Source organism: Collinsella aerofaciens (assembly GCF_025289055.1).
In the GTDB taxonomy this organism is placed as follows: Bacteria; Actinomycetota; Coriobacteriia; order Coriobacteriales; family Coriobacteriaceae; genus Collinsella.
Window position 1 is genome coordinate 27,998 of sequence record NZ_JAESIQ010000005.1, and the last position, 25,352, is coordinate 53,349.

The following is a 25,352-nucleotide window of genomic DNA, read 5'->3' on the forward strand; positions in this document are numbered from 1 at the left end:
CCACCACAAAGGGGATAGGCACCTTTGTGGTGGTTTTTGTTTTAGGCCGAGGGGAAGGCTTTGGCGAGACCGGCGCGCGTTTTCGTGTCGGTCTTTTGGTAGATGGAGCTCAGGTGGCGCTGTACCATGCGCATCGAGATGCCGAGTTCCTCGGCAACCTGCTTGAGCGGGCGTTCATCCTGGGTCACGGCTATGAGCACGTCGACTTCGCGCGGGGTGAGAGCGTGGTTGGCGATGAAGGCCTGGCGCTGTTCTTCGATGCTCGGTGAGGCGAGCGCTTCCTCGGCAAGCTGTTGATGTTTGCGCTCCTGCTCGGTTTGGGGTAGGCGGAACAAGCCGGCTGCCACGAATGCCGCGCAGGCGGCGACGAGCAAAACGAGCGCACCGATCATGATGAGAGCAACATTGTCCGAGGTCACGAGCGCCAGCGAGATACCCGATGTGGTGAACGCGCATACGTTGTTGGCCGCGCGACCCATGCCGGCCCATAAGGCGGGCGCATGCATGCGCGGTGCCAGCTGCGTAAAGGTGGCGGTAAAGAACGTGACAAAAAAGCCCGAGCTCAGGTAAAAGACGACAAGGCCCAGGTTGGGATCGGCGCCGGCCTCCACGGCCAGGATGGAAATGGTCGAGAGCACGGCGATGCCGAGCATGACAAGTCCCATGTAGCGGCGCTCGGCAAGGTCAAAGATAAGACCGGCGGCAAGGCCGCTTGCCGCCAAAAAGAGGCGCGGCCAGGTCTGCACGGCAATGGTGCCGTGGGCGTTGGAGAGTGTGACCACGTTGTCGAGGGTCGAGAACAAGCAGGCAAGAATCATGACGAGCGCGATGCTCCAGCATGCCTGTTTGGCGAGGGCGTGAGAGGGCTCAACAAAGGGATTGATGGCGGGGCTGGAGCTCTTGGCAGCCTTTTGGGGAACGACGCTGAGGGCGGAGATGGCGATAGTCGCTGTGCCAAGGACGATGAGCTCTGCGATGCCGCCGCAATCGAGCAGGTTGATGGCGAACTGCATCAGGATGCCCGCGGCATAGGCTGCTCCTGCGCCAGTGGCGAGTTTGGGGTCATCCTGGAATGCCAACGAAAAGGCGTGGTGAGTGGCGGCGCCCAGCAGGCCGAGTCCGAGGAATGCGAGGCATCCCAGAATCTCGAGCGCAAGCGGGCTCGTGGGGGACTGAATCTGAAGCAGCCCCAAGATGGCGATGGGGACGGCGGCACTGACAACTGCCTGAGGCTGGCCTTTGCGCTGCGCGTGATCAAGCAACGTAGCGTATCCGATAAAGCCGAGTACACTCGCACCCAGAATAAAGCCCTGCGCAATCACAACACGCTCGGCACCGGTGAGCAGCCCGACATTAATGTCGAATCGAAACTCGGCGGCAAGAAAGACAAGGGTAAAGAGCGCAAGTGCCAAAAGCGCGTTGATTTTAGGCTTACTCAGATTCAAGGACAGTCCTTTGGGTGGACGGAATAGTCGTGTCCTCGATTGTAGCGTCCCTGGGACGCGTGTGACGACAACGAAATCATATTGAATTAAACCGCAGGTAGAGGCCTAGGTTCGCATCTACGAACCTAGGCATACGGAGTCATTTGGCACATCTTGGTGGTACAGGACCACCACAAAGGGGACAGGCACCTTTGTGGTGGTATGCCCCTACGACCAAGGAGGCCGTTATGAACGGAAGTCACTTTGACAAGCAAGCTCAACGTGAGTCCACCTGCTCGCTGGTTCACGGTACCTGGCGTTGTGTGGGTGCCAAAATAGCTTGCGCCGGCGCGTGTGCGCTTATGGTCGGTCAGTTGCTGCTGCCGAGCGTGGCGCTGGCGACGGAATGCGCCGATTCCGCCGCTGGGACGGATGAAGTTGCCGCGGCTCCGGTGACGCCGACGGTTGCGGAGGATACGGCCGCAACGACCGCACCAGCCGCTTCGACCGCGCCTGCAACCGATGCTGCTCCGGCGGCGCAAGCCACCGCTGAGCCTCAGCAGACGGCCCCGACTGGCGCCACCGATGAATCCAACGATGCGGCACCCGCTGAACAAAATACTCCCAGCGACAACGCCGCCACGCCGGCGAATGACGCCATCATGCCCTGCGGTGTGACCGATGTTGTTGGCGGCAGCGACGTTAGGGTCAATATTACGGTACGGAACAATTGCACCGACATCAAGAAAGAAGAAACGATTGAGTATGTGAAGGGGATTGCCCTTGTAGATGGAGACCAGTCTGCTCTCGATGGTAGCGCTTTGACTTTTATCGGCCTGGGGGACTTGATCGTCCATGCGGCGTATGACAGTGCGAGCAATAAAACAACGCTTACCCTGGATATCAGCAAGATTCAGAGACAGAAGGAGGAGCAGAAGTACTTTACGGAGTACAAGGAGAATAAGTCCAAGATGACGACCACCTATGATGGATCCAAGCTTACGTATACGGGTACAGAGCCCGGGAATATCATCATCGGTGATCCGGACGACGCCTTTAAAGGAGATACCGAGGCGACCGGGAAACCCACTATTAACGAGATTCGGGATGACTACTACACCCGCACCCATGTCTACGAGAGGGCGTGCCTTGTTATCCCGGCAGCGGAATCAGAATCGGAATCCATCTCCTTTGCCAATGTTCAGAATACGAACTTCAATTGGCAGCTGGATACTGGTCCGCAGGCGACGGCAGGTGTCCCTAACTACGATGCAGATAAATACGAAATCGCTTATGAATGCTGGCAGGAATTTGAAAACAACGAACCCGTTGCTGCCTGGTATTCCGATAACGGCTCACATGGTTCCCTGCCGACTATTACAAAGTTTAAAAGCGGGAAAGAGTACGTGTATTCTCTTATGCTGAAGCCAAAAGACGGATATTCCTTCAGCGATGAAACCGTTGTTACCGTAAAAGGGGAAACCGTAAAGTCGAGTCTAAGCGGAGAATTCCTGTATGTCCCTGCTATTAAAACAATTACGATGCCTGCTTCGTCGGAAAACGAAGCTCTTGAGAATCTAAACGTCAACGATGTGAAAACCGACTATGCGCCCGGCGAGGCGCCGCGTGCGACCGCGACGATTCCTGCCGCCGATGCCGATAAGTATGAGATCGCCTATGAGTGCTGGGAAGAGATGGATGGCAGCGACCCTGCGGAGCTCAAGCCCGTTGCCTTCTGGTATTCCGATCCCGCAATGTACACGCCGGGCATGAAGAAGATCGACCACTTCGAAGAGGGCAAGTTCTACATGTATTCCGTTGAGCTGAGGCTCAAGGGCGACAATACCGTGGCTGATGACTGCGAAATGAACGTCAACGGTCATTGGGCGCACCACATCAAGACCGCCAACGGCGTCTTCGCGCCACACGCTGACAATATGCTGTGCGAGCAGCCAATCGACGAATGGCGTGCCATCGACGTTATAGAGATCAACGGCGCCACGACCACCTTTAAGGCGGGCGATAAGCCGGTCTTTACGGCGGGCACTCCGGCGGGTTCCGACTCTATTCTCCAGTGCGAGTTCTGGACGGGCAGCGACGGCAGCGAAGTAAATTCCGTCGAGTTCTGGGACCAGAACATTACCAACCATATCGATGCCTTTAAGCCCGGCGTGACCTATCGCTACGGTCTGTACTTTAAGCCGGCGCGTGGTTTCTACTTTACGCCCAACACTAAGCTGGTGATCAACGGCCAGGAGTGCGGCTACCAGATGGGCGAAGCGAGTGTAGTTGATCCCGAGAGCGGCTGGATCGAGACCCTGTGGCTCAACACCGATCTGACGTTTACGCCCGAGGCCACGCCGGCTCCGGTCGACCCCGAAAAGCCCGCGCCGCAGCCTGAGGTCAAGCCTGAGCCCAAGCCCGAGGTGAAGCCCGAGACCAAACCCGCGGCTAAACCGGTCACGACAACCACCACGGCCAAGACGGTTGAGAAAGCCGCGCCGGCAAAGAAGAGCGATGCTGTCCTGGTGGCCACGGGAGATACCACCGCGATGACAGTCGCCGCCCTAGGCATCGCCGGCGCAACCGTTGCCGCGGCCGGCATCGCCGCGACCAAGCGCCGCAAGCGTTAGGTTTTGGTGCTCCGCCACGACCAAGCATGTCCAAAACCACCACAAAGGTGCCTGTCCCCTTTGTGGTGGTTTGCGCAGGTAGAACGGTAGGTTCGTATATATGAACCTACCGTTCGCTTTGTTTTTGAACGACGATTACGCTGGATGACTTTAGGTTTGCAGGAAAGGAACGACCATGAGGTGGACTACTGTTCGAGCGCTTTGCCGCCGCCTGACCGTTGCCGCGGTGACCATCACTATGGTGACGGGCTCGTTGCCTGTGGGCGCGTTTGCTGAGGTCCTCAACACCGACGGCACTTTTGTGCAGACGGATAACGGCCAAGCAGCCGACGCCGCTCCCGCCGATTCGGCTGACGCCCAAACGTCAGACTCTGCTTCCACCGACCCCGCGCCCGATGCCGGCGCTGCCGACCCCACAGCGCTCGATGCCGGTGACACCCCTACGCCCCCGGCCTCCGAGATTGCATCGGCAGCAGGCCTGACGGGCGCTGGGCAGACCGAGAGCACGCCTGCGGGTACGCTCGCCACCGATCTTGTCGAGGGCAAGGAACTCGCCGAGCAGCAGAAGCAAGAGGAGGCTTCCGGTGCCGAAGCAACCTGGAATGAGAATCTTGGGCTCTGGATGACCTCGAAGGGCGCCACGGGCGTTAAAGGCGAATACGACGATGGCTACGTGGCCGGCGAGCAGACCCCCGCGCAGTACTACTTCTCGATCGATAGCCTCACCAACGAAATTTCTATCGAGTATGGCGACGCGGGCATTACCACGTTGGAGGTGCCCTCGACAATCGACGGCAAAATGGTCGTGAGTCTTAAGGGCATGGGAAAGGTTGCGCTCACATCAATTACGTTTGCCCCCGATTCGCACGTCCGCACCGTTGGCGGCCTGGGCGGCAGCAGCATCAAGGAAATCGCACTGCCCGATTCGGTTGAGGAGCTGGGCTGGAATGCGTTTACCGGAAGCAAGACACTTCACACGGTGACCTGGCCCAACAACGCGGCCTTTACCACGATTCCCGAGCAGGCCTTTGAGGGCTGCGAACAACTTGACGACAATGTGGTGGCAACGCTGCCGCCTTCGGTTAAGACTATCGACTATCGTGCCTTCGCCAATTGCGGCGTACCGCAGTTCTATGTCTCGGACACAACGGTACTCACCTTTACGCAGATCAACGTGCCGGGCACGGTGGAGCGGATTGAGCGCTATGCCTTTGACGGGTGCTCGCATGTGTCGTCGGTGACGATCGGCGACGGTGTCAAATATATCGGAGCGCACGCGTTCGCCTCTCTTGATCCTGCGATTGCCGGCAAAGAGATTGTGCTACCCAAAAGCGTGGAAATGATAGAGTGGGGAGCTTTTGAGAACACGAGATACGGAAACGAGACGAACCATAATGCCGTTGTCCTGCGCGTGATGAACCCCGATTTTCAGTTTGGTGAGGCGGGCTATCCGGGCGACTATAATGAGCGCGTGACAATCGATGGCGTAACGTATGCGATTCCCTTTAGTGAAGGCCAGACCATCTATGCCTATGCGACCGATTCGGCTGGCAACCCCTCGATGGTCAAAAAGCTTGCCGATGCCGTGGCCGATCGCAAGGACTCCGTCGATTCCTCGAAGCCTGCCTACACGTTTGAGTGGATGGGCGAGGCGGCCCAGGTGACGGGCAAACTTCCCCAGAGCGCGACGGCTACACTCGTGCAGGCGGGGCAGTCCACGCCGCTGGCGGTTGGCGATGACGGCAGCTTTACAGCGGACGCTCTCTCCAAGACAGCAGCCACCCTGCGCATTTCGCTCAGCGGTTACTATGACATGGTGCTGGTGCGCCCGGGCGACCAGATGACGGGCACATGGAATATCGGAGAGATTAAGGCGGAGGACTTTACCAAGATTCCGACTTCGCGCGCGATTGAACTCAATGTGGCCTATCTCGAACCGGTCGCAGGCCAGGATAAGACCGAACGCATTGAGCTCGATAGTCTCGATAACACCGATCTGACGGTGAAGAGCGGCGGCAAGACGCTTAAGCCTGCCAAGGGTGACAAAGAAAACGACTTCCGTATCCAGGGCACAGCACTCGTGGTGTCGCAGGCCATTGCCGACGCGGACCAGGATCTGGAGATAACGCTCGAGCCTAAAGACAGCCTCAAGCTGGGTGGGGCGACGGCGACGGTGAAGCCCTCGGCCGGCAAGGTCGATATCGACTTGAAGCCCTGGGGCACGGCGACGGTCGCGACCAAGGGCGACTACCAGGGCGCTAACCGCGTGCTGGTGTTCCGTACGTCCGACGGCAAGCTGGTCGCCGACGGCGTCACCTATCTGATGGGTTACGAAGACGATGGCACCACGCCTATCATGAAGGCCGAGACGCCGCGCCTTAAGGCCGGTTCGTACACCATCGTCGCCTTTAACAAGACGAGCTACGACATCCAAGCGACGAGCTATTCCACGTTTAGTCGCCTAGGGCTGACCGTGGGTAAGCATATCGCGCAAAAGCAGGTGAAGATTGAGGACGGCAAACAGCTCGACGTGACGCTCGACGTCCCCACGTTTGACGTGGAGACGTATCGTGTCGAGCGCGGGCTGACGGCGGGCTCGGTTATCGCTGATTCGTCCGCGGTCGTTGGCGTGGAGACCGAGCTGCGCATTCATTACGAGCTCAAGGACAGCCAGGCTGCCAAGATTGAGATTCCGCTGGCCAAGGATGCCGTCGAGGATGTGTCCGCAGGCGCTCGCGAAGCCGGCGCCAGCTCCGATGCCATGTGGGCTGGCACAACTTGGGAGGGCGACAACCTCGTTCTCGATATGAAGAAGAGTGCGGGCGCCGATGTGTTTGTGCGCTTTAAGACTAAGGCCGCGGGCACCTATGCCATCTCGCCGCTCATTACGCTGGGCGAGGTGACATTGCCGCTGGGAAGCACCACACTCGAGGTTAGCGGATCGCGCATCGAGGTCGACAACACCGACGTTCACAGCCTGCTGGGCAATGTGGCCTACGTTTATGCGGCGCCGGGCAAGAGCGTGCAGCTCACCGTGGGGACGGGCTCGTCGGCTGCAAAGTACACCGGCAAGACCAATAAACTCGGCCGTGCCAAGATTGAATACGACCTGCCGCAGGATACGCTTGCCGCCGAGCGTGTGACGCTCGAGGCGCGCGTGGGCTCGACCGATGTTGCCGCCGCTGCCGCAGAGGTGACGGCTCGCAACTATGTGCGCTATGTTCCGAGCGCTTCGGTCTGGAACTTTGATGTGACGTATCGTGGCGGTACGCAAAACTTGGTCAAGGACGGCAAGGACACCGGCAAGAGCCTGTGGACCTTCCATCATCTGCCACAAAAGAAGAATGCCTACTGGACCTTTGACATCACGCTCGAGGTGGGAAACGAAGAGGCCGCCGACACGCTCGACCTGTACGTGGACTGCGTGGATGGCAAGACGGTGACGATTCCTCTGACTCAAAAGTCGCGCGAGGGCACCCGTGTGCGCTATGTGGCGGAGTATGTGGACGAGGGTTACCTTAAGTTACTCGACGAGTTTAACAAGGCGAATGACTCGACCTATGTGAACTGCGGCAACTTCGAGCAAATCTTTATGCCGCAGACCTACCGCATCTCCAATGCCCAGCTTATGACCATGCTGAGTTTTGACGCCAAAGCTTCGGCCAAAAAGCATTCCGCCGCGGCCGAGGAGCGCCAGCAGGAGTTCTCGAATGCCGTGCAGCAGTGGCACGAGTATATGATGGATAACTCGTTTAATGATGTCGACGAGGCCTTTAACGACGCGATTGACCAGATAGTCGCCGATGCGTTTGCCGAGGAGGACAAGGACGGTAAAGAGGACGAAGCCAGTAAGGAGGACGAAGCCCAAGGTGGAGCTGCCCGTAAGGCTCGTCGCGCCCCTGCCGCCAGCGACGGCGAGGGCGATGATGCTGGCAACGACGAGGCCGCGCAGTTTGCGGCTGAGCTCAAGGCCGCGGTCGGCGGGTCGGCGGCGCTGCTGACCCAGCAGGGCGACAGCTATGGCGTCAATGTGGACAAGATGATCTTTGAGGATGCTTACGGCACCAGCGAGGATTGGTATCAGGAACTCGCGGCGGCCCAGGGCGCGAACGCTGCGGATGCGGCCGCCATCAAGGAGCTCGTCGACCATGCATCGCGAGCGGAGTTTATTGCCCAGCGGGCCGAGGATCTGGTGGGCCAGTCGATGGGTATCGGCCAGCTCAACCAATACGGAAGCTGGAATGACGCAACCGCTGCGGCGCTCAACAAGTGTGCGGGCATTAAGGCCAGCGAGTACAACGGCCAGTCGACGAACGGGTTTAACGATTTGGGCCAGGCGCTCGGCAGCTCGCTGAGCTACAAGGCGGCTGACGACGATACCGTCAAGGGCTTTAAGGTCGCCGCGCCCGATGGCGAGCAGACGGCCTATATAGAGTCGGAGTTTATCGAGAACTCCAATAACAACAAGAACCAGGCGCTTCTGTTTAACTCGATCGCCATGCAGTGCGACATTCTGGACAACCTGTACGACAACTGGAATGTGGTCCATAGCCTCAACAACTCCAAGGTGCGCGGATGGCTCATGGCCTGGAAGCTCAACGGCGACGTGAGCGCCCATATGAAGCTCATCCGCACGATTCGCTCACTCAAGGGCTATAAGATCGAGTGCGAGATGTTCGGACAGGTCTTTAAGACCGATGCGTGGAAGGCGGCCGGCCAGGCGTTTCCCGCGGCGACCCAGGGCATCGGCATCTTTACCGGCATTTACGGCGTGAACGATGCCAGCAAGAACTGGGAGAACGTGAACGTTCGTATGCAGAAGGTGAAGGGCGAGCGCGAGGGCTATGAGCTTCAGCATACGCGCTTGCTTGCCAAGCCCGAGAAGACCGAGGACGATTGGAAGTGCATTTACGCGCTGCGTGACGCCATGGAGAAGGCGCGTGCGTTTGAGGATCTGCTGTATCGCCAGCTCTGCCACGACAGCACCGATGTGGCAGTGGGCTCCATTATGACAATCGCCGGCGTGCTGACGGCCGGTTCGGCGGGTACCGTGGTGGGCGCTGCCTATGACGCGGCTTCGACCAGCGTAGGTTCGGAGCGCGCGATTAAGCTGACCAATGCCGAATGCGCCTACGATGTTGCCTGCGAGCAGGTGGAGCGCGCATGCCAGAATCGTATTACGGTCAACTGGGGCGAGCTGACCGATTCCGAGGTCTACAAGGCCAACAAAGACGGCTTGATCTCGGACGAGAAGATGCAGTCGATCTTCGAGGCGCGTTATCGCGATGTGGCTGCCAAGGCTGCACCCGACCCTGCGGGCGTGGTGTACGAGGGCCTGCTGTCCAATACGGTTGAAGGCGCGACGGTTGAGCTGTGGAGCGCCGACGATGCGGCCGGTACCAATGCAGTGCGTTGGGATGCCGAGGAGTATGAGCAGGACAATCCGCTTGCAACGGGTGCGGACGGTGCATACAACTGGAATACGCCGACCGGCTGGTATCAGGTGCGCGTGACCAAGGACGGGTATGAGGAGGCGCGTTCGGCTTGGCTGCGCGTGCCGCCGATTCAGACTGAGGTGAACATTGGCTTGGCGTCGACGGCGGCACCCGAGGTGGCTTCGGCCCATGCCTATACCGATTGCATCGAGGTTGAGTTTGCGCAGTATATGGATGCGAGCGACGATGCCCTGGTCGCATTGTGCGCGCAGGGCTTGGGCGACGTGACGTATACGTGGCTCGACAAGCAGGACGATCCCAATGGCAAGCCGCTGTCGCGCGTGCTGCGTATCCGCTATGCCGATGCGCGTGAGGCGGGCTCGACGGTGGCGTTTGAGCTCGACGGTGCTCGCAACTACGCCGGCACGGCCATGGCGCGCTGGGCAAGTGGCGAGCTTGTCGTGGGCGTTCGTGCCGACAAGCTCAAGCTCAACGTGGAGCAGGCCGTGACCATGCTTGATGGCAGTGACTTTGAGCTGGTGGCGCACGTGACCGATAAGGCGGGCAAGCCGTTTGCGGGCGCAAAGGTTAGTGTTGGGCTGGAGTCCTCGGCTATCTGCTCTGTCGATGCCACCCAGGCCGTGACGGGCGAGGACGGCGCGGCGACGTTTGTGCTGCATGGTGCTCTGCCCGGTTTGACGACGTTGACGGCGGCGGTGGACGGCACGGCACTGTCCAAGCAGGTCGACGTTCGCGTGTCTGCCGAGGCCGTGCGACCGGCGCGACCGGTGGCGACGATTGGTGCGACGACGTTTGGTGCATGGTCGCCCAAGGAGAACTACATTACGGTGCCCAAGGGCGCGAAGCTAGAGCTTTCGGCCGAGGATGGCACGACGATTTGGTACACCACCAACGACACCTGCCCCTGCCGTGACGAAGGCCGCGTAAAGTACACCGAGCCTATTGCGCTCGATAGCAACATGTATGTGCGCATTGCGGCACAGCGCCCTGGCATGTCGTACAGCGAGTATTCCGAGCGTCTGAACATTACGATTACGGTGACCGATGAGGCGGCGCCTGAGCCGACGCCCGAGCCGGACCCGACGCCTGGCGACGGCGAGCAGGGCGGCGGTGCGGATGGCTCTGGCAGCACCGGGGTACCTGCGGGCGGCTCGGCTTCGACGACGACCACGGTGACGACGAACAAGTCCAAGGATAAGGGCAAGAACGGCAAGAAGTCCGGTGGCACGGAGCTTGCCGGCACGGGTGACTCCGCCGCGATGACGGTCGCTGCTCTGGGCATCGCCGGTGCAACCGTTGCCGCGGCAGGCATTGCTGCGACCAAGCGCCGCAAGCGTTAGGGGTGGGTAGCGGCGTCCATCCTCGGCTTATGCAAAATCTCAATCTGTAACACCAAGCTGCCCAAAATGGCTCCAGGTGTTACAGATTGAGATGAACTGCTCGGCCGCTAACCTAACGTCTCGATCTGTAACACGTAGCGAGGAATTTGGGCTCTAACTGTTACAGATTGAGATAAAGCGGGGGCGGCTGGCGCAATATCTCGATCTGTAACAACTACAAGGCTCGACGGGCTCCAGGTGTTACAGATTGAGACAAAACGACCGGGCAAGTCCCCAAACCACCACAAAGGTGCCTGTCCCCATCGTGGTGGTGGGGCGGCCGACATAGAAAAAAGTCCCCGCCGGGCGTGTGCTCGACGGGGACTTTGCCGTTTGATGGCTAGCGCTGCAGGCGATTACTCGCCCAGCAGGCTCTTGGTGATGGAGGCAGCGGCCTTCTTGCCGGCGCCCATCGCCAGAATGACCGTAGCGGCACCGGTGACGATGTCGCCGCCGGCCCAGATGCGGGGATCGGTGGTCTGGCCGGTCTCCTCGTCGGCGACGATGTAGCCCCACTTGTTGAGCTCCATCTTGCCGCCGATCTTCTTTGCGAAGGGGTTGGCGTTGGTGCCGATAGCCGAGATCGCGACGTCGCAGGGGATCTCCTCGATGGCGCCCTCGATGGGCATCGGGCGACGACGGCCGGACTCGTCAGGCTCGCCGAGCTCCATCTTCTGGACCTTGACGGCGCACACGGAGCCGTCCTCGCCAGCGACAAACTCGAGCGGGGAGACGAGCGGCAGAACCTCGACGCCCTCGGCCTTGGCATGGTGCAGCTCGGCGCGACGGCAGGGCATCTCGTCCTCGGTACGACGATAGGCGATGATGGCGTGCTCGGCGCCCAGGCGCTTGGCGGTACGGACGGCGTCCATAGCCACGTTGCCGCCACCAAAGACGACGACGTTCTTGCCGTGCTTGGTGGGGGTGTCGTACTCGGGGAACTTGTTGGCCTTCATCAGGTTCACGCGGGTGAGGTACTCGTTCGCGAAGAAGACGTTGGGCAGGTTCTCGCCGGGGACGTTGAGGAACTTGGGCAGGCCAGCGCCGGTCGCCACGTAGATGGCGTCGAAGCCCTGCTCGAACAGCTCCTCGGCCGTGGCCATGTTGCCCACGACGGAGTTGTACTCAAACTTGACGCCCATGTCCTCCAGGCCGTCAATCTCGCGCTTGACGACCGCCTTGGGCAGACGGAACTCGGGGATGCCGTAGACCAGCACGCCGCCGCCGGTGAAGAAGGCCTCAAAGACGGTAACGTCAAAGCCGTTACGGGCGAGCTCGCCGGCGCAGGTGATGCCGGACGGGCCGGAGCCGACGACGGCGACCTTCTTGCCGTTCTTGGGGGCCATCTTGGGCGTGGAGGCGAGCTCGGGGCGGTCACCCAGGAAGCGCTCGAGCTGGCCGATGGCCACGGGCTCGGACTTCTTACCACGGATGCACTTGCCCTCGCACTGATTCTCCTGCGGGCAGACGCGGCCGCAGATGGCGGGAAGCATGGAGTCCTCGCGGATGGTATCGAGAGCGCCGCCGAAGTCCTTCTCGCGGATCTGCTCGATAAAGCGGGGGATGTTGATGTTGACGGGGCAGCCCTCAACACAGAACGGCTTCTTGCAGTTGAGGCAGCGCTCGGCCTCGGCCAGCGCCATCTCCTCGGTGAAGCCCTTGTCGACGGGGCGGAAGTCGCAGGCGCGCTCGGCAGCCGGCTCCTCGTTATCGGGGGTGCGGGGCGACTTCATATCGGCAACGAAACGACCGTTAACTAGTGGCATGCGCAGCTCTTTTCCTCATAGGCCTTGAGGGACTCGCCCTCTTCGGAACGGTAAGCGGCCTGGCGGGCACGAAGGTCATCCCAGTCGACCAGGGTGGCATCGAAGTCGGGGCCGTCGACGCAAGCGAACTTGGTCACGCCGCCCACCTCGACGCGGCAGCAGCCGCACATACCGGTGCCGTCAACCATGATGGGGTTGAGCGATGCGGTGATGGGGGTGTCGTACTTCTGGGCGGTGAGGGTCGAGAACTTCATCATCGGAACGGGGCCGACGCAGAAGACCTGGCTCACGGCCTTGTCCTGCAGCAGGCGCTCCAGCGGAGCGGTGACAACGCCCTGCTCGCCGTAGGAGCCGTCGTCAGTGGTGATGTGGATGTGGTCCTCGTCGAGGAGCTCGCGGAACTGGTCCTCCATGAGCAGGAGGTCCTTGGTGCGGGCGCCCATGATGGCGTGCACCTCGTGGCCGGTCTCGACCAGGTGCTTGGCGACCGGGAAGGCAATTGCCAGGCCGACGCCGCCGCCAATGACGGCGCAGGGGCCCTCGGCCATCTCGGTGGGAACGCCCAGCGGGCCCACGACGTCGCGCAGCGACTCGCCGGCCTCGTAGGTGGAAAGCATTTCGGTGGTCTTGCCGATCACCATGAAGATGAACTCGACCCAGCCCTCGTCACCGTTCCAGCCGGCCAGGGTAAACGGGACGCGCTCGCCCGTCTCGTTGGCGCGAACCATGAGGAACTGTCCAGCGTGCGCATGCTTGGCGATTGCAGGCGCCTCGATGCGGAACTTGAACACCTTCTCCGAGAACTGCGTCTTCTCCAGGATCTTATACATAGAACCCCTCTCTTGTTAGGGCCGCCGAACCGTGCCTCCACGGAAATGGACGGTAGCCCGAATAAAACCGTACGCGCACAGGCGTTGTGCAGACATACGGTGCAAATTATACCCTCATGGACATGTCACTTACGTGTATCTTCGGCGGTTGGGAGCAGGGTTTGTCCACTTTGGCCTACCAAAGGGGGAGAGGTTTATTTTGGTCGGTTTTATCAGGTAAAACGGCAAATGGGGCCGGCCTCGGGTTGTGATGAGGCCGGCCCCCTTTGGGGTGCTATGCATGTATGCCGGCGCGCGGTTGATTGCGATGCCGCAACTGGGGCGTTTCCGCAGGTAAAACCTGCCAAAATAAACCTGTTCCTAAATGATAGGTTTTAGTGCTTGCCGTTGGCGGAGGCGGCGCCGTTGACATGGTCGCGGGCATAGACCACGCCGTGCACGATCGCCAGACCGGCGGCGTCGGCCGCGCGGGCGCAGGTGTCCTGGAAATCCTCGGCCTCGCGGGCGCGCAGCTGCTTAAGAACGTAGTCGGCGACGGCCATCTTGCCGGGAGGGTTGCCGATGCCGGTGCGGATGCGGCTGAAGTCGCGGCTGCCCATCTTGTCGATGATGGAACGCAGGCCGTTGTGACCGGCATGGCCGCCGCCCACCTTAACACGCACGTCGCCGGCGGGAATATCGAGCTCGTCGTGGATTACGAGCAGCTCCTCGGCCTTGATCTTGTACTCGCGACAGAGCTTGGAGATGGGGCCGCCCGAGGTATTCATGTACGACTGCGGCTTGACCAGCACAATCTGGCGCTTGCCACCCTCTTCCTCAGCATCGTTGATGTTGATGAGCGCGACCTCGGCGCCGGCCTGGTTTTTCCAGTACGTGACGCCGGCCTGACGGGCCAGCTCGTCGATCGCTTTGAAGCCAGCGTTGTGGCGGGTCTCGGCATATTCCTCGCCAGGGTTGCCAAGCCCGGCAACCATGCGAATCTTAAGCGGCTGTGCAGCTGCCATGTTTGTCCTCCGTTACGTAAATAGTTCAATCAACGACAAAGGCTACCACGCCCGCCGAAGGCGAGGAAAGGTTGCAGCAAAGTCATTTCAGAAAACAGCTGCCCCGAGACAGCAGGAAGCCCCGGACACGCCGGGAGGGGTTATCAAAGCGAACATCCCGCAGCCGCAAAGCGGCGAGGACGTTCGCGTGATAACCCCGCAGGCGCGTCCGGGGCTTCCGGAGGGATGCGAGGGTCGAGCGATTACAGCGCGAAGTCGCCGCCGACGAGCGTGGAGACGGGCTCCTCGTGGTAAACGGCGGAGATGGCCTGAGCGAACTCCTCGGCGACCGAGATGGTCTTGATCTTGCCGCCGACCTCGACGGGAATGGCGTCGGTGACGAGGCACTCGACGATCGGGGCGTCGTTCAGACGCTCGATGGCCGGACCGGAGAAGATGCCGTGGGTGGCGCAGACGTAGATGTCGCCAGCGCCCATAGCCTTGAGCTCCTTGACGTTGGCGCACAGGGTGCCTGCGGTGTCGATCATGTCGTCGTTGATGATGCAGGTCTTGCCCTTGATGTCACCGATGATGCCCATGACCTCGGCGGCGTTGTGGCGCGGACGGCCCTTGTGGGCGATGGCCAGGTCGCAGCCGAGCATATCGGACAGCTTCTTGGCGGCCTTGGCGCGGCCCACATCGGGGGAGACGACAACCAGGTTGTCGGTGTCGAAGTGCATGTCGTTGTAGTACTGGCCAAACAGCGGCAGCGCGGACAGGTGGTTAACCGGGATATCGAAGAAGCCCTGAATCTGGCCCTGGTGCAGGTCGAGGGTGATGATGCGGTTGACGCCAGCGCGCTCGAGCAGGTTGGCGACGAGGCGGGCGGTGATGGGCTCGCGCGGGCCGGCCTTGCGGTCCTGGCGGGCATAGCCGTAGTGGGTGATGACGGCGGTGATGGAGCGGGCGGATGCGCGCTTGGCAGCGTCGGTGGCGATGAGCAGCTCCATGAGCATGTCGTTGACGTTGCCGCCGGCCACGGACTGAATCAGGAAGACGTCGGCGCCGCGGACGGTCTCGTCGTAGCGGGCGTAAATCTCACCATTGGCGAACTGCTTTAGCGTAAGGCCCGAAAGCTCGACCCCAAGGTACTCAGCGATCTTCTGAGCGAGGGGACGGTTGGAGGAACCGGAATACACGCGGATGGACTTGCGCATATTCTCCGACTTCTCGGGATCATTAATCGGCATTACCCTTCTCCTTTATATCGAATGCCATATAGATGCCTTGTTGCATTGTAACCGCGCGGCGGGGTTTATCGAGTCTTGATAACGTCTTTACCGTCAACGGACACGAACCGACCACTCATCCGGTTGCGCAGGTCACGATAGAAAAAGGAGCCGCCCCCATGGGAACAGCTCCTTAGATGCTTGGTAAAACGTTATACCTCGTCGTCCTCGTGCAGACGGCGGCGATAATCGGCGGCCCAGCCCTCAATGTTTACCTGACGGGCGCGGCCCAGGCCAAGTGCGTCGGCCGGGACCGGCTCGGTGATGACGGATCCGGCGGCCACGAGCGCGCCGTCGCCGATCTGGGCGGGCGCGACCATCATGGTGTCGGAACCGATGAAGGCGTCCTTGCCGATGACGGTCTTGTGCTTGTGCACGCCATCGTAGTTGCAGGTGATGGAGCCCGCGCCCACGTTGACACCGGAGCCCATGGTGGTGTCGCCGATGTAGGACAGGTGCGGCACCTTAGAGCCCTCGCCGATCGTGGACTTCTTGATCTCCACGTGCGTGCCGGCCTTGGATCCGTCGAGCATGTGGGTGCCCGGGCGCAGGTAGGCGCGTGGGCCGCAGTCGACGCCGTTCTCGATGACGGCCTCGATGGCGATAGTCTCATCGATGACGCAGCCGCTGCCGACGGTGGTGTCGGTGAGGCGGCTGTTGGGGCCAAGCTGGCACTCCTCGCCCACGGTGACGTGGCCGATCAGGTGCGTCTGCGGCCACACGACGGTGTCACGGCCGATAACGGCGTCGGGGCCGATCCAGGCCTGCGTGGGATCGATGAACGTGACGCCCTCGGCCATCCAGTGCTCGTTGATGCGGTCGCGCGCGATGGCGGTGAGCTGCGCGAGCTGAATGCGGCTGTTGACGCCCAGGCCGTCGCGGTAGTCATCGCAGTGGAAGATGGAGACCGCCTGGCCGTGACCCTTGAGGATTTCGAGCATGTCGGGCAGGTAGTACTCGGACTGCGCGTTGTCGTTGCCGATCTCGTTAATGTGGGCGGCGAGCTGCGCGCCGTCAAAGGCGTAGCAGCCGGCGTTGCACTCCAGCAGCGTGGCGGCCTGCTCGGGCGTGCAGTCCTTCTGCTCGATGATACGCTCGATCTGACCGTCGGCGCCCAGCTTGATGCGGCCGTAGCCGAAGGGGTCGGGCGGGGTCATGGTCATGACGGTGCAGGCGAGCTCGCCGGTGGCGACGGTTTGCGCGAACTTGGCGACGGTGTCGGCGGTGATGAGCGGCAGGTCGCCGTTGAGCACCACGACGGGGCCTTGCGCGATGCTGCAGGCCTCGAGCGCGACCTTCACGGCGTGGCCGGTGCCCAGGCGCTCGGTCTGCTCGACGCACTCGACCTTGGTAGCGCTGTTGGCATAGGCGCCGTCGATGAGGGCGCGCATCTCGTCGGCGTGGCTGCCGATGACGACAACGACGCGGCTGCAGCCGGCCTTGATGGTAGCGTCGACGATCCACTGGACCATGGGCTTGCCCAGGATCTTGTGCGAAACCTTGCAGTGGTTCGACTTCATGCGGGTGCCCTCGCCGGCAGCGAGGATAATTGCGGTTGCGTCCATGTGATCTCCTGTTACGTTATAGAGACGTGTGTTTGGAAACGATACACGGCGCAATATGATACCGCAGGCATATGTTGAGCGCGTAGCGATTGGCTCATGGCGGCCGATGTCGGTGCCGCCGGCGTGGCGTTTGCGCTGCTTGCGTGCGGCGTTGGCGGTGCTGCGGAGCTGTCGTTTGAGCGAGGGGACGGGGGTGCCCGTGGACAACATACAAGAGGAGTTTGGCGGCGAGCCCGTCGCGGCATTCTCGATGTCGCATCCGGCTGTGCCGGCCCTCTACATGGTGCTGACGCTGGGGCTCACCATGTTCTCGATGCAGCCGGTGCTGATTGCGCTGTCACTTGCGGGCGGGCTGGCGTATGGATTTGCGACGCGCGGGGCTGCCCGCACGCTGGGCGCACTCCGCTGGCAGCTGCCGGTGATTTTGATTATCGCGCTGGTCAATCCGCTGTTTAGCGCCTCGGGCTCGACGGAGCTGTTCCGTATTGGCATGCGCGCGGTGTATCTGGAAAGCATGGTATACGGCCTGTGCATGGGCGGGCTGTTTGTGGCGAGCGTGCTGTGGTTTGAGGCCGCGGCGTCGATGCTCGAATACGACAAGGTGCTCGCACTGTTAGGCAACGCCGCGCCGGTGATCGCGCTTATGATCTCGATGTGCATGCGGCTTATCCCACAGTTTTTGCGCCGCGGCCGCACGGTGCTGGCGGTGCAGGACGCGATTGATGTACCGGGGCGTGCGCCGGCCGACCCCGTGCGCTCGCGCTTGCGGGCATCGAGTGTGTTGATGGGCTGGGGCATGGAAGATTCGCTGGAGCGCGCGGACGCGATGCGCTCGCGCGGGTGGGGTGCCGCGACGCGTCGTACGACGTATGCGCGGTATCGACTGGGGCGCAGTGACGTTGCCGCGCTGGTCGGGCTCGCGCTGTTTGGTGCTGCCGCGGTGGCGGTGGCGTGGACCGCGACGACGCAGTATTCGTTTTATCCGCAGCTCTCGGTGCCGGCACCGTGGCCGGGCTATGTCGTGTACGCTGCCTGGATGGTGCTGCCTTGCGCGTTGCGCGCGATTGATGAGAAGAGGTTTGGCTGATGGCTCGGTTTGATAGGAGCTCGGCGGCGGGTGTGGCATATGGCTCGGCCGCGCCGGCGATTGAGGTGCGAGGCCTTAGTTTTGCCTATCCCGGGGTCAAGGCACCGGTGCTCGAGGGGCTTGATTGGCGTGTTTCCCAAGGTGCGTTTGCACTGCTTGTTGGCGGTACCGGTTCGGGCAAGTCGACGCTGCTGTCGCTGCTCAAGCCCGAGATCGCTCCAGCGGGCGAGCGCACTGGTGATGCGCGCGTGCTGGGCGAGAACGTTGCCGACATGGACGTGCGGGCATCGGCAGAGCGCGTGGGTTATGTGTTTCAGGATCCCGAGAACCAGATTGTGTGCGAGACCGTGTGGCACGAGATGGCGTTTGGCCTAGAGAATCTGGGTGTGTCGCGCGACGAGATGCGCCGCCGTGTTGCCGAGACCAGCTATTTCTTTGGTCTGGAGGACTGGCTTCATCGTGATACCGATACGCTTTCGGGTGGCCGCAAACAGCTGCTGTCGCTGGCGGCTGTGCTGGCGCTGCGCCCGCGCGTGCTGCTGCTCGACGAGCCCACGTCTCAGCTTGATCCGGTTGCGGAGAAGAATTTCCTGCACGCGCTGTTTCGTGTGAATCGCGAGCTGGGCTGCACGGTTGTTGTGGCGACGCATCAGCCGCGCCCAATGCTCGAATACGCGACGTGTGCGTACCGGATTGAGGACGGTCGCGTGCGCGAGGTGGCGGATATGGCTTCTTTGGGACGCCGAGAATCGCTGTTTTCCGATGACATGTTGGGGTGGGGTGCCATCCGATGTGCAAATAAAGGAGTATTCAGCAGGCGTGAGGACAATTTGGGCTCTCTGGAGCCGCTCGGGGACGTATCGAGCGCGAAAAAAAGTTCGGAATTGGACAAATCGTCCGAATTTGTGGCACAAACGTCGCTCAAGAACGGCTCGGAAGCCTTCCCGCGCACGGATGGAAGCAGAATACTCCAAAAAATGCACGGTGGGTCGGCTACCACCCTGTCGGAGGGCTGGTTTCGCTACGATCGCGCGGGCGGTTGGGTGCTGCGCGGGCTCGACGTGGCGTTTTCGGCCGGTGCGGTGCATGCGATCGTGGGCGGCAACGGATGCGGTAAGTCGACGATACTCTCGGTGCTGGCGAAGACCGCCAAGCTGCAGCGCGGCCGCATGGTGCGCGGAGCGGCCTCGGCGGCGCTGCTGCCTCAGAATCCCAAAGCATTGTTGGTTGCCGAGACGGTTCGCGATGAGCTGATGGAATGGGCCTCGACCTGCGGATATGACGAGAACTTGGCGCGGGAGCGTGCGGCGAGCTTGGGGTTGTCGGGTCTGGATGGACGCCATCCGTACGATCTTTCGGGCGGGCAGCGTCAACTGCTTGCATTGGCAAAACTGCTGCTAATCGGCCCCGAACTGCTATTGCTCGATGAGCCCACCAAGGGTCTAGACCTGTTCAGCCGCCGCACCATCGCCCGCGCCCTGCGTGACCATGCGAAGGCTGGCGGCACCGTCATCATGGCTACGCACGATTTGGACTTTGCCGAGCAGGTAGCCGACGACGTCGCCATGATGTTTGACGGCGAGATTGCCTGCATGGAGTCCCCGGCCGACTTCTTTGCCGACAACGTGTTCTATAGGGCGTGATGGGATGACGGACTGTCGTTTCTCGCGTTTGCTTGCAAAACTGGAGATCCCGCTGTTGTTGGCGGTGCCGGCGGTGATGGCTGCCGCGTTGCTGGCGGGTGTTGAGCAGGCAGCGTTGGCCATGCTGGTTGTGGTGGCGTTGGTGCTTGCGCTGTTCTTTGCGGGCTATGAGGCATCGCGTCCGGGTTTGCGCCAGATTATGCCCACGCTGGTGCTGGCGGCGCTGGCGGCGGCGGGGCGCATCCTGTTTGGGCCCATTCCCGACTTTAAACCGGTGAGCGCCATCGCCATTATCGCGGGGGCGACGCTTGGTCGCCGCAATGGTTTTATGGTTGGCGCGCTGGCAGCGCTGACCAGCAATTTCTTTTTTGGGCAGGGCATGTGGACGCCGTGGCAGATGTATGCCTGGGGGCTCGTGGGATACGTTGGCGGTGTGCTGGCGTATGCGGGTGCGTTCGACCGCGCCGACGGCACCGTGCGCATGCCAGCGCTGCTGGCGTACGGCTTTGCGTCGGGCCTGCTCTATGGCGTCGTGATCAACGCGTATGACATCATTGGTTTTGTACAGCCGCTTACTTGGGCGGGTGCCGCGGCGCGTCTTGCCACGGCAGTGCCGTTCGATATTACGCACGGCCTTGCGACCTGCGTGTTTTTGGCCGCCTTGTACAAGCCTTGGTGTCGCCGCATTAACCGTGTCGTCGTGAAATACGGGCTGTAAGGCATTTCGCATTCCCTCACGAACTTGCGGTGGAATAGTTCTCGTTTTTGGCTATTTGCTGCCCAAACAGGAACTATTCCACCGCAACTTATAGGGGGAGAGGGGTCACATGATCTGTTTTCCTCTGTCCCCCAGGAATTGCTTGGCGCTAGAGCTCTAGCGTGAGGGTGACGGGGCAGTGGTCGCTGCCGAAGATATCGCCGCGGATACCGGTGTCGCGCACGGTATTGGCGATTGAATCACTTACCAAGAAGTAATCGATGCGCCAGCCGGCGTTGTTCTTGCGGGCATTAAAGCGATAGCTCCACCAGCTGTAGACGCCCTCGACGTCTGGATTAGCCGTGCGCCAGGTATCGGTAAAGCCGGCGTTGAGCAGCTCGGTAAACTTGCCGCGTTCTTCGTCCGAAAAGCCGGCGTTGCCGCGGTTGGACTTGGGGTTCTTAAGGTCGATCTCCTCGTGCGCCACGTTAAAGTCGCCGCAGGTCACGACGGGTTTGCCACTCTCGCGCTCAAGCGCGCTCAAAAAGCCGCGATAGGCATCATCCCAGGCCATGCGCACGTCGATGCGGGCGAGTTCGTTTTGCGCGTTGGGAGTGTAGACATCCACAAACCAGAACTTGTCGAACTCCAACGCGCAGACGCGGCCCTCGGTTGCGGCTTGGGCGACGAGCTCGGCCGCCTCGCCCTCGCCGGCGTAGGGTAACAGCGCGTCGGCGTGCAGCACGCGCAGCGGTTCCTGGCGGCTAAAGACCGCAGTGCCCGAATAGCCTTTACGCTCGGCGTAGCTCCAGGTTTGGCGATAGCCGGGCAGGTCAATATCAACCTGGCCTTCTTGCAACTTGGTCTCTTGCAACGCCAGGATATCGACGTCGAGTTCTTGCGCGATCTGGATAAAGCTCGGGTCCTTTTTGAGCACGGCGCGCAGGCCGTTGACGTTCCACGAGGCGAAAGTGTAAGTCTGAGGCATGGTGTCCTTTCGACGGGGTTGGCAGGCTTAAGATTAGCGCAACAGGGGCGGTGGTGGGCACCGCGCGTGCTGACCCAAAGGCCGCATGCTGGGACATCGCCCGACGCTGCCCGACCAACAAGGACGGAGGACTCATATGACGCAGGCGATAACGGACTCCAAACAGGCCTCCGCCGCGCTGGCGGATCTGTTTGACACCCACAAGCGTGTGGTCTTCTTTGGCGGCGCTGGTGTTTCCACGGCAAGTGGCATCCCCGATTTCCGCAGCGTGGACGGCCTGTATCACCAGCAGTTTGCCTATCCGCCCGAGTCCATGCTGTCGCATAGCTTTTACGAGGCGCATCCTGCGGAGTTCTTCAACTTTTACCGCACCAAGATGATCGCGCTTAACGCTAAACCCAACCGCTGCCACACCAAGCTGGCCGAGCTGGAGCGTGCCGGTAAGATTGATGCCGTGGTGACGCAAAATATCGACGGCCTGCATCAGATGGCCGGCTCACAGCGAGTGTTTGAGCTGCACGGATCGGTCCATCGCAACATTTGCCAGTCGTGCGGCGCGGTCTATAGCGCCGAGTGGATTTGCTCGCGCGAGCACGAGGATGCCGCGGGCGTGCCCGCGTGCCCCGCGTGCGGCGGCCGCATCAAGCCCGATGTAGTGCTCTACGAGGAGCCGCTCGATGAGCATGTGCTGACCGGTGCCGTTGCCGCCATCGCCGCGGCCGATGCCCTCATTGTGGGCGGGACCTCGCTCGTGGTGTATCCGGCGGCAGGCCTTACGCGTTACTTTACCGGCGATACGCTGGCCATATGCAACCTTGCTCCCACCGATCAGGATGCAAATGCCGACCTGCTGATTTCTTGCGACATCGCGGCCGCGTTTGCGTTCTAGCCCGCGCGCGCGGATACAATAGAAAGACTGAGTGCAAAGCGACCCCGCCGTCAGCTCCCCAAGCTCGGCGGCGTGGGCATTTTAGGAGGATGTTCATGGCGAACGACAGCAAGACATGGCGGTGCGGAAAGTACGAGCTCAGCTTTGACCGTCCGCGCATCATGGGCGTCCTCAACGTGACGCCCGATTCGTTTAGCGATGGCGGGGAGCACTTCGACCCGGACGCCGCCATCGAGTACGGCCTGGCGATGCTCGACGCCGGCGCCGACATCATCGACGTGGGCGGCGAGTCCACGCGCCCTGGTTTTACCCCGGTCAACCCCGACGAGGAGGCTCGCCGCGTGCTGCCCGTGGTGCGCGCGCTGGCCAAGGAGGGCGCCATCGTCTCGATCGACACGCGTCATGTGGCGGTTGCCAAGGCGGCCGTGCGCTGCGGCGCCTCGATCGTCAACGACGTGACCGGCTTCACCGATCCCAAGATGGTCGAGTTTGTTAAGACGAGCACCTGCGGCGTCATCGTGATGCATGCCGGCGAGGTCGCCGCGCCCACCCGCACGCACGCAACGGTGCAGCTCGATACCTCGGCAGCGGCGTTTGTTGCCGAGAAGGCGCGCGAGGCGGCTGCCGAGGCCGCGCGTGAGGCCGAGAAGCCGGCTCGCCGCCGTCGCGGCAAGTTGCTGGGCGAGCCTAAGCCGGAGGCCAAGCTTCCGGGCGGTGTGGTGCAGCCCTCGTTGCCGTTTGGCGAACCGGAGCCCACGTCCGAGCCTGCAAGCGAGCAGGAGACGCCGGCCGCCGAGCAGGTTGCTGCCGCCGAAACCGTTGCGCCCGCGCCCGAGGCCACCGAGGCCGCATCGGAGTCCAATGACCGCCTGGCCGCCATGATGCGCCGCAGCGCCCGCCGCGAGGAGGCCTACGTGCCCACCTCTCAGCTCCGCCGCTTTACCCTGCCCGATTCGGCGCCCATCATGCGCCGCGTCATGGGCTTTCTGTCCGACCAGGCCCGCACACTCATCCATGCCGGCGTGTCGCGCGACCGCATCTGCATCGATCCTGGCCCGGGCTTTGGTAAGTCGGCTAACGAGGACATCGTCATCCAGCGCGAGACTGCCAAGATGGCGTCACTGGGCTATCCGCTCATGTGCGCCGTGTCGCGCAAGCGTTTTGTGGGCGCTGTCTCGGGCGTGACCGAGGCCGCCGCGCGCGATGCCGCCACGTTTGGCGTGTGCCTGGGCGCCATCCAGGCCGGTGCCAACATCGTGCGCGTGCACGACGCCGCGGGTTTTGCGCAGTTCCTGAACGGTTACTGGGCCGTCGCCAAGCCGCAGCCGCGCCGTGCGTTTGTGGCCGTGGGCTCCAACCTGGGGCATCGTTGCGACAACATCCGCGCCGCGCGCGACATGATCGCCGAGATTCCACTCACCTGCGTGTCCAACTCCTCCAAGATCTACGAGAGCGAGCCGGCCTACGAGACGCGCCAGGACGCGTTTGCCAACGCCGTCATCGAGATCAAGACCGAGCTGGCGCCGTTGGTGCTGCTTGACGAGCTCATGAAGATTGAGGCCGAGCTGGGGCGCGACCGCTCCAAAAAGGCCAAGGCCAACGGTCCGCGCACCATCGACCTGGACCTGCTGTGGATGGACGGCGAGACCCACGGCGGCAAAAAGCTGCGCCTGCCGCATCCGCTGATCGGCGAACGCGATTTTGTGCTGGTGCCGCTCGAGGACCTGATGCACGACCCGGCGCGGTTCTTCCGCTACAACGGCGTCGAGGTCAAGGAACCCGAGGATCGCGTGGGCCATATCGTGGGTGAATTGGGGCGTATGTAGATGATCGAGATGAATGCTGTTGCCGCCGGCACCGAGCTCGACGCGGCGCGTGACGCAGGCCGCGAGGGCGTGTCCGCGGGCTGGTGCGCGTGGAGCGCGGGCGATGCTTCGCTGGCGTTTTCGCTGGTTGTGCGTCCGGACGTGAACATGCATGCCTTCCACGGCCTGCCGTTTGTGGCGGCGATGGGCATGATGGATGCGCTTGTGGGCACGGCTTCGACGCCGGGGTTGGGCCTTGCCGGTAAGGTGGGTATCCAGTGGCCGAGCGATATCGTGTGCGGTGCGCCTGCGTTTGAGGCGCCGCTCGCGCGTGTTGCCGTGAACGGCGGTGCCGGTGCTGCGGGCATGTTCGGTGTCGTGACGGTGGATATTGAGCGTTCGGCGTTGAGCGAGCTCGGTGTGGATGTGGCTGACGAAGCACTGGTCGAGGCGCTGGCCGCCGCCGTGCTGGCCCGCGTGGACGCCTGGGCGGTTGTTGCCAACACGTCGCAGGGCGCCGCAGGCCCGCTGGCCCCCGTGCTGGGCGAGTACTTCGACATGGTGCCGCTGCTGGGCCGCCAAGTTGCGGCGGTGTCGCCCAACGGTTTGCCGCTTGCGGTCGGTGTGTTTGCGGGCCTGGACATCTGGGGTCGTGCGACTATCAAGACCGATGCCGGCGAGCAGGAGTTTCCGCCCGAGGCCGTACGAATTCGCGGGCTGTAGCGCGGGGCGCCAGCGCTCAAAGACAACGATGACAACGAAGCCCTCTTCGGCCTGTGCCGGGGAGGGTTTCGCCTGTCTGGGGAATGGGTTGCCAGCGCCCTATTCCTCAAAATTGAAAATTTTTCAGTTTTGAGGAATAGGCTTGGCGAGCATTTGCGGGGACTGTGGCATCGGGCTTGCTTGACTTAAGCTCCT

The 25,352-nt window shown here is 61.8% G+C and carries 15 protein-coding genes; 8 read left to right on the top strand and 7 right to left on the bottom strand.

All coding sequences use genetic code 11. From position 1 onward, the window contains the following. Positions 1–41: 41 nt before the first annotated feature. On the bottom strand, positions 42–1,445 hold the full coding sequence (locus JMJ97_RS02500; RefSeq protein WP_260699056.1) for a helix-turn-helix transcriptional regulator: 1,404 nt from the start codon (positions 1,443–1,445) through the stop codon (positions 42–44). Positions 1,446–1,672: 227 nt separating this feature from the next. On the opposite strand from JMJ97_RS02500, the gene JMJ97_RS02505 reads away from it, so the two are divergent. Both JMJ97_RS02505 and JMJ97_RS02510 read left to right on the top strand, forming a co-directional pair. Beyond that, positions 1,673–4,057 (top strand): hypothetical protein, encoded by a 2,385-nt coding sequence (locus tag JMJ97_RS02505; RefSeq protein WP_260699057.1) that lies wholly within the window; start codon positions 1,673–1,675, stop codon positions 4,055–4,057. 175 nt (positions 4,058–4,232) lie between these two features. Further along, the gene (locus JMJ97_RS02510) at positions 4,233–10,853 is read left to right on the top strand and encodes a leucine-rich repeat protein (RefSeq protein ID WP_260699058.1); all 6,621 of its coding nucleotides are present in this window, start codon (positions 4,233–4,235) and stop codon (positions 10,851–10,853) included. Positions 10,854–11,248: 395 nt separating this feature from the next. Here the strand turns inward: JMJ97_RS02510 and gltA are convergent, their stop codons facing one another. The 5 genes from gltA to glmU form a co-directional block, all read right to left on the bottom strand. After that, positions 11,249–12,658 carry an NADPH-dependent glutamate synthase gene (gene gltA / locus JMJ97_RS02515; protein ID WP_260699059.1) on the bottom strand — a complete coding sequence of 470 codons (1,410 nt, stop codon included), beginning with the start codon at positions 12,656–12,658 and terminating at the stop codon, positions 11,249–11,251. Further along, positions 12,649–13,488: a sulfide/dihydroorotate dehydrogenase-like FAD/NAD-binding protein gene (locus tag JMJ97_RS02520; protein WP_006235793.1), complete on the bottom strand. Its 840-nt coding sequence runs from the start codon at positions 13,486–13,488 to the stop codon at positions 12,649–12,651. Before JMJ97_RS02520 ends, gltA begins: the two co-directional genes overlap by 10 nt. A 374-nt stretch (positions 13,489–13,862) precedes the next feature. After that, the gene (pth, locus tag JMJ97_RS02525; RefSeq protein WP_260699060.1) at positions 13,863–14,492 is read right to left on the bottom strand and encodes an aminoacyl-tRNA hydrolase; all 630 of its coding nucleotides are present in this window, start codon (positions 14,490–14,492) and stop codon (positions 13,863–13,865) included. 242 nt (positions 14,493–14,734) lie between these two features. Continuing rightward, complete coding sequence (locus tag JMJ97_RS02530; protein WP_022094252.1) at positions 14,735–15,721, bottom strand: ribose-phosphate diphosphokinase; 987 nt, start codon at positions 15,719–15,721, stop codon at positions 14,735–14,737. Positions 15,722–15,912: 191 nt separating this feature from the next. Then, the gene (gene glmU / locus JMJ97_RS02535; protein ID WP_260699061.1) at positions 15,913–17,325 is read right to left on the bottom strand and encodes a bifunctional UDP-N-acetylglucosamine diphosphorylase/glucosamine-1-phosphate N-acetyltransferase GlmU; all 1,413 of its coding nucleotides are present in this window, start codon (positions 17,323–17,325) and stop codon (positions 15,913–15,915) included. Between the two features lie 199 nt (positions 17,326–17,524). Here glmU and JMJ97_RS02540 point away from each other — a divergent pair, with 199 nt between their 5' ends. From JMJ97_RS02540 to JMJ97_RS02550, 3 genes are read left to right on the top strand one after another with little or no spacing between them, the layout of a single operon-like run. Continuing rightward, positions 17,525–18,412: an energy-coupling factor transporter transmembrane component T gene (locus tag JMJ97_RS02540; RefSeq protein WP_260699062.1), complete on the top strand. Its 888-nt coding sequence runs from the start codon at positions 17,525–17,527 to the stop codon at positions 18,410–18,412. Next, positions 18,412–20,055 carry an ABC transporter ATP-binding protein gene (locus JMJ97_RS02545; protein WP_260699063.1) on the top strand — a complete coding sequence of 548 codons (1,644 nt, stop codon included), beginning with the start codon at positions 18,412–18,414 and terminating at the stop codon, positions 20,053–20,055. Before JMJ97_RS02540 ends, JMJ97_RS02545 begins: the two co-directional genes overlap by 1 nt. Before the next feature lie 4 nt (positions 20,056–20,059). Next, positions 20,060–20,773 (top strand): ECF transporter S component, encoded by a 714-nt coding sequence (locus tag JMJ97_RS02550; protein ID WP_260699064.1) that lies wholly within the window; start codon positions 20,060–20,062, stop codon positions 20,771–20,773. A 148-nt stretch (positions 20,774–20,921) separates the two neighbouring features. Here the strand turns inward: JMJ97_RS02550 and JMJ97_RS02555 are convergent, their stop codons facing one another. Further along, a complete protein-coding gene (locus JMJ97_RS02555) occupies positions 20,922–21,740 on the bottom strand; it encodes an exodeoxyribonuclease III (RefSeq protein WP_195503062.1) in 819 nt (272 codons plus the stop codon). A gap of 136 nt (positions 21,741–21,876) precedes the next feature. Between JMJ97_RS02555 and JMJ97_RS02560 the strand changes: the two genes are divergently transcribed. The 3 genes from JMJ97_RS02560 to JMJ97_RS02570 all read left to right on the top strand — a co-directional run bounded on the left by JMJ97_RS02560 (position 21,877) and on the right by JMJ97_RS02570 (position 25,157). Continuing rightward, positions 21,877–22,629 (top strand): NAD-dependent protein deacylase, encoded by a 753-nt coding sequence (locus JMJ97_RS02560; protein ID WP_260699065.1) that lies wholly within the window; start codon positions 21,877–21,879, stop codon positions 22,627–22,629. Between the two features lie 95 nt (positions 22,630–22,724). Continuing rightward, positions 22,725–24,455: a dihydropteroate synthase gene (gene folP, locus JMJ97_RS02565; protein WP_260699066.1), complete on the top strand. Its 1,731-nt coding sequence runs from the start codon at positions 22,725–22,727 to the stop codon at positions 24,453–24,455. Beyond that, positions 24,456–25,157, top strand: a complete 702-nt coding sequence (locus JMJ97_RS02570) for a hypothetical protein (protein ID WP_260699067.1) — start codon at positions 24,456–24,458, stop codon at positions 25,155–25,157. Positions 25,158–25,352: the final 195 nt, after the last annotated feature.

Excerpts from the sequence above, each read along its gene's own strand:
- JMJ97_RS02530 (WP_022094252.1), bottom strand. The coding sequence starts at position 15,721 with ATGCCGATTAATGATCCCGAGAAGTCGGAGAATATGCGCAAGTCCATC.
- JMJ97_RS02550 (WP_260699064.1), top strand. The coding sequence starts at position 20,060 with ATGACGGACTGTCGTTTCTCGCGTTTGCTTGCAAAACTGGAGATCCCG.
- gltA (WP_260699059.1), bottom strand. The coding sequence starts at position 12,658 with ATGCCACTAGTTAACGGTCGTTTCGTTGCCGATATGAAGTCGCCCCGC.
- JMJ97_RS02545 (WP_260699063.1), top strand. The coding sequence starts at position 18,412 with ATGGCTCGGTTTGATAGGAGCTCGGCGGCGGGTGTGGCATATGGCTCG.
- JMJ97_RS02570 (WP_260699067.1), top strand. The coding sequence starts at position 24,456 with ATGATCGAGATGAATGCTGTTGCCGCCGGCACCGAGCTCGACGCGGCG.
- JMJ97_RS02520 (WP_006235793.1), bottom strand. The coding sequence starts at position 13,488 with ATGTATAAGATCCTGGAGAAGACGCAGTTCTCGGAGAAGGTGTTCAAG.
- glmU (WP_260699061.1), bottom strand. The coding sequence starts at position 17,325 with ATGGACGCAACCGCAATTATCCTCGCTGCCGGCGAGGGCACCCGCATG.
- folP (WP_260699066.1), top strand. The coding sequence starts at position 22,725 with ATGGCGAACGACAGCAAGACATGGCGGTGCGGAAAGTACGAGCTCAGC.
- JMJ97_RS02510 (WP_260699058.1), top strand. The coding sequence starts at position 4,233 with ATGAGGTGGACTACTGTTCGAGCGCTTTGCCGCCGCCTGACCGTTGCC.
- JMJ97_RS02505 (WP_260699057.1), top strand. The coding sequence starts at position 1,673 with ATGAACGGAAGTCACTTTGACAAGCAAGCTCAACGTGAGTCCACCTGC.
- JMJ97_RS02560 (WP_260699065.1), top strand. The coding sequence starts at position 21,877 with ATGACGCAGGCGATAACGGACTCCAAACAGGCCTCCGCCGCGCTGGCG.
- pth (WP_260699060.1), bottom strand. The coding sequence starts at position 14,492 with ATGGCAGCTGCACAGCCGCTTAAGATTCGCATGGTTGCCGGGCTTGGC.
- JMJ97_RS02555 (WP_195503062.1), bottom strand. The coding sequence starts at position 21,740 with ATGCCTCAGACTTACACTTTCGCCTCGTGGAACGTCAACGGCCTGCGC.